The sequence below is a fragment of the Pseudomonas sp. NBRC 111132 genome, assembly GCF_001320565.1.
Taxonomy (GTDB): Bacteria; Pseudomonadota; Gammaproteobacteria; order Pseudomonadales; family Pseudomonadaceae; genus Aquipseudomonas; species Aquipseudomonas putida_P.
The window spans coordinates 1-2,010 of record NZ_BCBI01000120.1 but is presented as its reverse complement, the minus strand read 5'-3'; the positions used below and the strand labels follow the sequence as shown (position 1 = coordinate 2,010).

At 53.5% G+C, this 2,010-nt stretch carries 2 protein-coding genes; both read left to right on the top strand.

The genetic code is table 11. From position 1 onward, the window contains the following. Positions 1-129: 129 nt before the first annotated feature. Positions 130-768, top strand: a complete 639-nt coding sequence (locus tag APH35_RS27900; protein ID WP_011953077.1) for a TnsA endonuclease N-terminal domain-containing protein — start codon at positions 130-132, stop codon at positions 766-768. Next, positions 749-2,010 (top strand): integrase catalytic domain-containing protein (locus APH35_RS27895; protein WP_156341253.1); only part of this gene is annotated, 1,262 nt, incomplete at its 3' end. The genes APH35_RS27900 and APH35_RS27895, both read left to right, overlap by 20 nt.

Here is a 2,010-nt window from a genome sequence, read left to right as displayed (position 1 = left end):
TTTTTTCGACCTTAGCGAGGTTACTCGACGGCACAGTGTTGCCTGTCGAAAGGCCTCACTTCGCCCGCCCTGCGCCTTGATTTTTTGGCGCAGCGTCGGCGCTCGTTTCGAGATTTTCGGAGGTGTTTCATGACAGTACGAAAGGTGGTCACGCGGCGGTCCAACCATTACCGCGGCTACTTCCCATCGCTCAAAAATAAAAAGCCTGTGCCCTGGGAGTCCCAGCTCGAAGGCGCTCTTTTTCGGCTTCTTGAGCTGTCTCCTGCGGTCATCGGCTACGTCCCGCAGCCCAGTGAGGAACGTGTTCCATCGCTCCAGGGCTACTTCAAATATTACCCAGACGTACAGGTTTTCCTCGCGGATGGGCGCGAGTGGTGGTTTGAAGTGAAGCCTCACGACCGACTGAAGATTGCCAGCGTCAGGCAGCGACTGGATGCCGCTGAGCGCTACTTCAACGCCACTGCCCGTAACTTTTCGGTGATCACTGAAAAGTTAATTGAAGCTGAACCCCTGGCTACCAATCTTAGAAGGCTGATGTATCACCGGCGCGGTCCAGAGCTTTCGCATCAGGCGTTGGAGGAGGTAATGGCGACCTTCAACGAATGGCCGCCTATGACCGTTGCAGATCTGCTCTACGTGGTTGGTGAGGGGAAAGCCTGGCGCTTGTTAGGCCTTGGGGTGGTGGGCATTGACCTTGATAGGTCAATTGACACTGACTCCCCGGTCTTCCTGCAAGGGGGGCACCGTCATGCAAACCTTTTCCCTTAGGGTGAAATTGGTCGTCATCGTTCGTGGCGTACTGATGGTGCTTGAGAAGAGGCTTATTGACCGGAAGCTGCTCTTTTTCGATGAGCTTGGTGAGCCCACGAAGCTATCCGAGAAGGAGTTCTATGAGGCCTACGAGAAGCGCGAGATCGAGATCTCCGCTGATCAGCCATACCTTGGGAGGGTTCCGTATGTGCGGAACGTCCCTCCAGATATTTCATGCTTCCCCAAAAAACATGGAGATGAGGCATTGCGTCGACGCAAGTATCTGGACGACCTAACTAAGCGCGGTAAATACAAGCTACCGGGTGACGAAGACATGATCAAGAAGCTTAGAGATATCGCCAAAAAGATTGGGGATGCGTGCGCACCCTCGGTTTCCACTATTCGACGTTGGGCAGCCAAATACATTGGCCAGAACGTAGTAAAGCTTATCCCTCAGCATGCCAAAAAGGGTCGGGCTGCCGCGATACAGGGAGAGCTCGAAGTTATTCTTGAAGGGGTGATTAATAAAACCTACCTGCAGGATACGATTCCAGCGGTCAGCGTGGTCGTTTCAGAATTCGAGGATCAGATAAAAGAGAGGAACAAAAGTCGTTTGCCTTCGGATCAGCTCAAGATCCCAAGCGGAATGACTGTCCGAAGGTACATCGCCAAGCTGGATCCGTACCTTGTGGATAAGGAGAGGCTCGGAAAACACGCAGCAGACAAGAAGCACCGTGTTGCGGCGGGTGTCCTACGTGTCCATGAGATTTTGGAACGTTGGGAAATTGATCACACCTTGTTGGACGTCCAGCTTGTGGATGAAACCTCGGGGCTGTGCATTGGGCGCCCCTATCTGACGATCGTCCTCGACCGCTTCTCTCGAATGGTGATGGGATATTTGCTCCACCTGTCGGCGCCAAATACGGAAACCGTGCTTCGTGTGATCGAACGCTCAATCCGTCCAAAAGCCGAATTGCTGAAGCGCTTTCCGAAAGTGAGAAATGAATGGTGGGCACGTGGGCTGCCGGCTCGAATAGTCCCAGACAACGCAGCGGAATTTCACGCGGGCGATCTCATCATGGGATTCAACGAGTTGGGTATCGAGATCATGTATCCCGCTTCAAGGGCCCCTCAAAGGAAAGGTGCCGTCGAACGCTTTTTCAGCACACAGAACCTGGGGCTTATCCACAACCTCCCGGGTACCACCTTCTCGAATATCCAGCAGCGTGGCGATTACGACTCGGAGAAGAATGCATGTTT

Coding starts and splice junctions, on each gene's coding strand:
- APH35_RS27900 (WP_011953077.1), top strand. CDS start 130: ATGACAGTACGAAAGGTGGTCACGCGGCGGTCCAACCATTACCGCGGC.